General features: G+C 65.4%; 7 protein-coding genes. All 7 read right to left on the bottom strand.

The window, feature by feature from the left end:
- Positions 1–65: 65 nt before the first annotated feature.
- Positions 66–1517, bottom strand: a complete 1452-nt coding sequence (locus tag ACK5F2_RS14830; RefSeq protein ID WP_409865921.1) for an O-antigen ligase family protein — start codon at positions 1515–1517, stop codon at positions 66–68.
- 4 nt (positions 1518–1521) lie between these two features.
- Positions 1522–3039 (bottom strand): oligosaccharide flippase family protein, encoded by a 1518-nt coding sequence (locus tag ACK5F2_RS14835; RefSeq protein WP_409865923.1) that lies wholly within the window; start codon positions 3037–3039, stop codon positions 1522–1524.
- Positions 3040–3102: 63 nt separating this feature from the next.
- Positions 3103–3780 (bottom strand): exosortase-associated protein EpsI, B-type, encoded by a 678-nt coding sequence (gene epsI / locus ACK5F2_RS14840; protein ID WP_409865926.1) that lies wholly within the window; start codon positions 3778–3780, stop codon positions 3103–3105.
- 2 nt (positions 3781–3782) lie between these two features.
- Positions 3783–4688, bottom strand: a complete 906-nt coding sequence (xrtB, locus tag ACK5F2_RS14845; RefSeq protein ID WP_409865929.1) for an exosortase B — start codon at positions 4686–4688, stop codon at positions 3783–3785.
- A gap of 2 nt (positions 4689–4690) precedes the next feature.
- A complete protein-coding gene (locus tag ACK5F2_RS14850) occupies positions 4691–5578 on the bottom strand; it encodes a polysaccharide biosynthesis tyrosine autokinase (RefSeq protein ID WP_409865931.1) in 888 nt (295 codons plus the stop codon).
- Positions 5579–5616: 38 nt separating this feature from the next.
- Complete coding sequence (epsF, locus tag ACK5F2_RS14855; RefSeq protein WP_409865933.1) at positions 5617–7026, bottom strand: chain length determinant protein EpsF; 1410 nt, start codon at positions 7024–7026, stop codon at positions 5617–5619.
- Between the two features lie 9 nt (positions 7027–7035).
- Positions 7036–7318: SLBB domain-containing protein (locus ACK5F2_RS14860; protein ID WP_409865935.1), on the bottom strand; the 283-nt coding region annotated here is incomplete at its 5' end.

The following is a 7318-nucleotide window of genomic DNA, read 5'->3' on the forward strand; positions in this document are numbered from 1 at the left end:
CTGGGGCCTCGATGTAAGGGCCCGTGTTGGACAGCGGTATGACGACCGACCAGAAGGGTGAACGATCAGGCACCGTGCATGCCCTCTTGCTGCTCGGTATCGGCCCAGGCCCTGGCTTGCACAGGCTTGCGTAGGCGCACGGTCGCCGGGGCACCCGCCCCCAGCATCAGCAGCAGAATGTGGAACAGCGACTCGCTGCCGAAGCTGTGCAGGCTGATCGGCACCTCGCTGATCGAGCGCACCAGCAAAAGCACGGCCAATGCCGCCGGCATGCCCTTGAAGGCCGTCAGGCGCGGCAGGGTGCGCGCCACCAGGGCCACCAGGTAGACCAGGAAGCTGAGCAGGCCGATCAGGCCCGAGGCGGCCAGCACATTGAGGAACTGGTTGTGGGCGTGGAAGGCGGCGCTGTAGCCGACCTGATAGCGGTGGTAGGGGTCCCAGATCGCCGGGCCATAGCCGAAGAGCGGGCTGCGCCGCCATTCCTCGATCGCCACGGCCCAGATCTCGGTGCGGCCCGTCAAGGTCACCAAATCGCCACCGGTGCGGCTGGCCAGGAATTTTTCAACCCGCGCACCAAACGCACCCGACACCAGCACCGCCATGCACAGCAGCACCAAAGCCACCAGCACGCCGAGCAGGAACTGGCTTTGCAACTTGTAGCGGCCTTGGGCCAGACCGGCGCCGATGCGGCCGCGGTACTGGAAATAGACCAAGACCAGCAGGCACAGCACGGCGGCAATCCAGCTGGTGCGCGATTGCGTCAGGATCAGGGTGGCCGCGCCCACCAGCCAGGCTGCGCTCTGCACGCTGCGGCGTTGGTAGGGCATGCACCAGAGGCAGATGAGGCCAAGCACGGCCAGGGGCCCCATGGCATTGGGGCCGCTGGCCAGGCCGGAGTAGCGCACGTGAAAGCCAGGAATCAGACCGCTGGTGTAAGGCGCCAGCACCAGATTTTTCTTGACTGCCAGAAACAGCAGGCCCAGGGCCATGAAGGCAAACAAGGCATTGCGAGCCCAGATGATGGTGTGCCGCGCGCCGTTTTCGGTGGTCAGCAAGGCGCCCGTGCCAATGATCAGGGCGTAGATGAACTCATGCGAGACCGTGGGCCGCGTACCCAGGCCCGCCGGCAAGGCCACCGAGCAGAGCCAGAAGGCCGCATAGGCCACCATGAGCGCGCGCGGTGTGTTGGGCTGGCGCTTGGCCAGGATGAACTGGGCAATGCGCTCCAGCGAGGCCGCCAGCAGGAAGATGGAGGTGGCCCGCTGCGTCCACTTGGCGGCGCTGCCGCCGGCCGCCAGCTCGGCCGCGTCGGGCGCCAGCTCCTCCAGGCCCAGGTTGCGCGCCGAGGCGATGGTGGCCACGGCAATGGCCAGCACCATGGGCACGAACAGAAAAGGCAAAAAGCCATCGGGCCGCTTGACGCCGAAGTGCATGGTGCCGCCGACGATGAACACAAAGCCGATGGCGATGGTGAAGGCCATCAAGATGTAGATGCCGTAAAAGACGACGATGTCCATGGGGTCAGCCCGCTTCTTTCTTGTTCATTCGTTCCACTTGCGCAGCAAAGTGCCGGGCCAGACGTGATTGTCTCGGGATGAAGCGCCCGAGCAATCCCAAGGCCGGCGCGCCGACCAGATTCGGTGCCGCCAGCCACAAGGTCACCGCCACCGCCCCGGCCGCTGCGCTGCGCGCCAGCAGCAAGGCCAACGGCGCTTCGGTCCAAAGGCTCAGGCCCAGGCCGGCAGCGTAGCCGGCCCCCATGACGGCCGCATTGAACAGCAGCGCCCGCAAGACCAGGCCGCGCAGCGCAGGGCCCGGCACGGCCAGGGCCAGGCAGGCTGGCACCGCGATCACCAAAAAGCGCAGCAGGAACACGGTGGCCGCCACCGCTGCCATGGCCGTCAGACCATGGCCCGAACTCCAGACCAGGCCCAGCACGGCCAGCAGCAGCAACGGCAGTTGCAGCAGCGACTCCAGATGGCGCCGGCCGGTGTTCCACAGGATCGGCGTGCTCAGCGCCCAGCCCAAATAGGCCGGCATGGCCAGGAACAGCAGGCCCAGCACCTGGCCGCTGGCCCCCCAGTGGGCGCCGTAGAGCAGCTGGATCAACTCGCGGCTGGACAGCGCACCGGCCACGAACACCGGCGCCACGAACAACCAGATGAAGGACTGCACTTCGACATAGGCTTTGCGCAGGGTCGGCAGCTGGTCCTGCAGGCGCGCACCCGAAGCCAGGAAGGCGGGCTGCAAGGCCGAGATCATCAAGCCGTTGGGCACGGTGGCCAGGTTGTAGCCCACGGCATAAAAACCAGCCGGTTGGGTGCCAAGCAGGCGGCCGATCAAAAGGCGGTCGGCGTTGCTGACCAGCCAGTTGCAGATGTTGGTGAAGAACACGACCACACCGACATTGATGTATTCACGCGGCGCCGCAATGCGAAACAGCGGCCGCAAGGCATGAGGCCGGCTGCGCAGCGCGAGCAGCACGCCCAGCACCGCCTGGCAAATCCAGGCCGCCACCAGACTCCAGGCGCCCTGACCCAGGGCGGCCATGGGAATGCCGACCACCAGATAGGCGAAGGCATAACTCTGAATCTGCTGGGCCGCGATGGCCTTGAAGCGCAGCTCGCGGCGCAGCAGGTTGTTGGCCGTCGAGGCCATGGCATTGAGCACACAAACCAGGGACAGCCAGCGGATCACCTCGACCAGGCGCGGGTCGCGCAGGAAATCGGCCATCAGGGGCGCGCCCAGCATCAGGATCAGCGTGCCCAAGAGGCCGCTGATGCATTGCCAGGTGAAGACGAAGCGCACGGCCTCGTCATCGATCTCGGCCCTCTGCATCAAGCTCCAGCCCAGGCCGAATTCGGAAAAAAAGGTGGCCAGCAGCAGCACCAGGGTGGCCAGGGCGAACAGGCCATAGCTGTCCGGCCCCAGCAAGCGCGCCACGATGATGTTGACGGCCAGTTGCATGATGAACTTGGCCACCGCGGCAAGCGCGCCCCATTTGGCGGCGGCCACGGACTGCTGGGCGATCTCGCTCATGGCGGGCTTGAGCCAGGCTCGCCCTGCGGCGGGGACAGCGTCAGCAGTGCCACGGCTTCAGCCTCACCGGCCGAAGACGCGCGTGCGTGCGGCCGGCTGCAAGGCTCCGGCCAAGTCAGTCAGGTACTGCTGCTGGACCGCGAACGCGGCCTCGGAATTCGCGTCGATGGAGGACACGCGCACCAGCAGACCATCGGGGATGATGCCGCGCACGCCGTAACCCAATTGCGCCACCTTCTGCTCGGTCGCCGAGCGCACCGCCTGGTCACCCACCACCACCCCGTAGGTGATGGGTTCCATGCGCTGCGCCAGCTTGGAGGTCAGCTGGCGCACATGGAGGTCCTTGCCGGCCACCGGCAGCTCGGCCGCGCGGTTGGAGGTGATCTGGAAGCCCTGCGCCGGGTAGCAGACCTCGGGGCGGTGCACCCGAGTGCCATCGGACTGATCGCCACCATAGGCCACGGACAGCATGATGCGCTGGCCCTGGGTGTTGATGTAGGAGCGGCTGAGCACCTGGTTGTAGATCTGATCGAGCCGGGCTTGAACATCAGGCGCCGGCAGGATGACCGGCATGGTGGTGTCCAAACGCCAGGTGCCGAAGCTCTTGGGGAACAAGGTCTCCAGATCCGGCTTGCCGATTTGATCGGTCAGATGGACACGCGGGGTCATGCGGTGCGCTGCACCCGCCGAAGCGAGCATCAGCACCGTCATCACGATGGCTGCAGTGCGATTGAAATGCATGATCACTTGCGCCTGTCCGTCACCCAGAAGAAATTCAAAATCTTGTCGACCACCAGCATGATGGCCAGGGCCACCATGAACAGCACCATGCCGGCGAAACCGTGGATGAAACCCTGGCCGGCCGCATCACCGAAGTAATAGGTGACCAGGACCAGAATCATCACCCGCACGATGTTGGCAACGAAGGAGATCGGCACCAGCAACAAGGCCAGCGTCACATTGCGGCCCGCCGAGGTGTAGTTCATCAGCTTCATGTACAGCAGGCCCAGCGCCTCCAGCGTGAACATGGAGTTCAGGCCGGCGCAGGCATCAGCCACCAACAGCTGATAGGGGCCGATGGTCAAGATGACGCCGGCCCGGCCCACCGGGTACCCGGTGTTGTAGAGCAAGGACGAGGCCACCGCCGACACCGCCGACTTCAGGGGCGTGGTCAGCGCGGTCACCAGCACCTCGGGCAGCGGCACCATGAAGAGCAGGAAGAACAGCGGGAACCAGATCAGCTTCAGCCCGGCCCCGCCGATCAGGACCAGGGCCAAGGCCATCAGCACGAAGATCTGCGCCGACACTTCAAACAGCAAGATGGACTGCGAGCGGCCGAAGGCGTAAAGCACCAGACCCAAGAGCAGGCTCAAGCCGCCCATCACATAAGCCGGCCGGGGCGGCACCTGCACCAGGGCGTGGCGCTGCTGGTAAAGCAGCCAGATGCTGACCGCCAAGATGATGGGGCCGTGGCCTTGCTCATCACTGGCCCAGACGGTGCTGGACAGGTCCCAGTAGGTCGGCAGAAACATCGCCGCGAAGCCGAACAACACCAAGGCCAGAACGCCCAGGTCAGGGCCAGCCAGGCGAGGCGCAGGCGCGCTCGCGAGGCCGGCGCCGGCCGGCGTCGATGCGGGAGTCTGCGCCATGATCAGTACTCGTTCAGCACCGCACCGGTGACGAGGGTGGAAGCATCAGCCAGACCCGCGACCAGCTCCTGGAACGGCGCGAGCTTGGATTCGCTCTTGCGGGCCAGCGGCATGGCCGCACCGCAGCGCGAGGCGATGACCACGGCGTCGGAGCCGAGCTCGGCCGCCGGAGTGTCCACGATCACGTAGTCGAACTTGGACACCAGCTCACGCAGCAAGAGACCGAAGGCCGGGCGCTCCAGCAACTCCAGCGGGTTCGGGGGCGTGATACCGACGGGCAGCAGGAACAGGCCCGGCACGCCCTTGATCGGCTGGATGGATTGACCTTCCGTGCGGCCCGCCAGGATGCCCGACAGGCCCGAGGTGTTCTGCACACCGAACACTTCGTGCTGGCGCGGGCCGCGCAAGTCGGCGTCGATCAACAGCGTGCGACCGCCCAGCTGGGCCAGGGTCACCGCCAGATTGGCGGCAAAAAAGCTCTTGCCATCGCCCTGGTTGGCGCTGACCACGGCCAGGGCGCGGCGCGGCGACTGCTGCTCGTTGAACACGCGCATCATCAGTTGGCTGCGCACGGCGCGGAAGAACTCGGACTGGGCCGAGAACGGCTGATTCAGGGTGATCAGCTCGGCGTTCTGCTTGCGGCTGACTTCCGGCGCATAGGGGTAGTGGAACTGCTGCGCCAGAGCGAAGAGCACATCGTCCGCATTGGCAAAGCCCAGAGCGATGGCCGCCTCGCCGAAGCGGACGTTCTTCTCGCGCTGATAGCTCAGCACGCGTGCCACCTGGTCGGCGGAGAGATCGCGCGTCTCGGCAATGATCGAACCAATCGACCGGTCCTTCAGTTCCTCGCCCGCATCGGGGGCGTTCTGCCCCACAGTTGCTTCGCTCATGTTCTCAATCCTCTTAGGTTCTCTGGGAGCGCAAGCACTCAGGCGCTGTGGCCGATCACGCGACGCTGTGCGGCCGCTGTGGCCAGCTGACCGGACTTGGCCGAGCCGGGCTTGGGCATGACGCCGATGACGGCAATGCCCAGGCTGGCCGAGATGTCTTCCACGGTGCGGATGCGGCGGTCGGAAATTTCCCGAATGAAGGCCACCAGCACACCGAGCAAGGTGCCGCCGAACACCGCGATCAGGGCGTTCAGGAAGGTGCGCGGGCTGGAAGGCTCCAGCGGCGGCGAGGCCACCGTCAGGGCGCTGACATTGCTCTGAGTCGACTGGCTGTCCAGGCTGGACTGGGTCAGGCGGGCCTGCACCGAGTCGTAGGCGCGCTGGGCGTTCTCGACATCACGCGACAGCACCGCGCCCTCATCACGCACCTGCTTCATCTGCAGCACCTTGGCGCGCTGCGCTTCCAGCTCGGCACGCAGCTGGGATTCACGCTGGCGGTTGATGGTGTTGGTGACGCCGACACCGCCGGTGATGCGACGGGTTTCTTCGCTGATCTTGATGCGCAGCTCGGCGATATTGGCCTTCAGCTCGACCACTTGCGGGTGGCTGTCGCCAAGGCGGGCGTTGACTTCCTGCAGGCGCACTTCGGCACGCGACAGGTCGGCCTTCAGGCTGCCGACGATGGGGTTGTTCAACACTTCCTGCATGCGGTCACCGGAGCTGCCCGTGGCCTGCGTGTTGCGGCTGCCGGACTCGGAGGTGATGGCCTGCAAGCCCACCAGTTGCGAGGACAGCTCGCTGAGGCGGGCATTCTCGATGTCCAGGCGCTCATCGGCGTTGATGATGCCCTTCTCACGCTGGAAGGCGCTCAGCTTGACCTGAGCAGCTTCCAAGGTGCCGCGAGCATCCTTGGAGCGCGAGTCGAAGAAGCTGCTGTACTGCTTGGCCGGGTCGACCTTCAGCTCCAGCACCGTGTCCAGGTAGGCCTGCACAAAGGCATTGGCCAGGCCGGCGGCGAACTTCGGGTCGGCGGCCTTGTAAGACACACTGACCACATTGGATTCACGCGAAGGACGCACGTCCAGGCTCTTCTGGAAGGTCTCGCCCAACCAGGCCTCAACACTGCCCTGGCCGCCGGTGGCGGCTTTCCACTGTTCGCGAACCTGCGGGTTCTCGTTCAGCTTCAATGAGCGCACGACACGCTGGGCGACACGATCGCTCTGGATGATGTCGACCTGGGTGGTCATGAAAGCCGGGGTGACCATGGCGCCATAGCTCATGGCGGAATAGGGATCGGGCTTGGCGTCGACCACGAAACTGGCGGTGGCCGTGTACTGCTTGGGCAAGGACACGGTGATGCCCATGACCACAATGACGGTGGCGAGCAGCACCAGCAGGGCCAGCTTCCAGCGCGCTTGCAGGATGGCGATAAATTGTCCGAATGTCATACCGTACCCTTAGAACAAGCTCTCTTTGACATACACCACATCGCCGTCCTTCAGACCTTCGTCCATCGGGATCTGCAGCACCTGGACCTTGCCGTCCGGGCCCTTGCGGTGGACGCGAATGCCTTTTTCGGTGCCGCGCTGGGTGATGCCGCCGCCGGTGGCCAGCGATTGCATGACGGTCATGCCGCGCTCCAGGCGCATCGGGCCGGGGCGCTGCACTTCGCCGTAGATGTAGACCATGGGCGCGCGTTCGACCCAGATGACGTCGCCGTTCTGGATCAGCACGTCTTGC

The organism is Roseateles sp., from assembly GCF_046300915.1.
Taxonomy (GTDB): domain Bacteria; phylum Pseudomonadota; class Gammaproteobacteria; order Burkholderiales; family Burkholderiaceae_C; genus Kinneretia.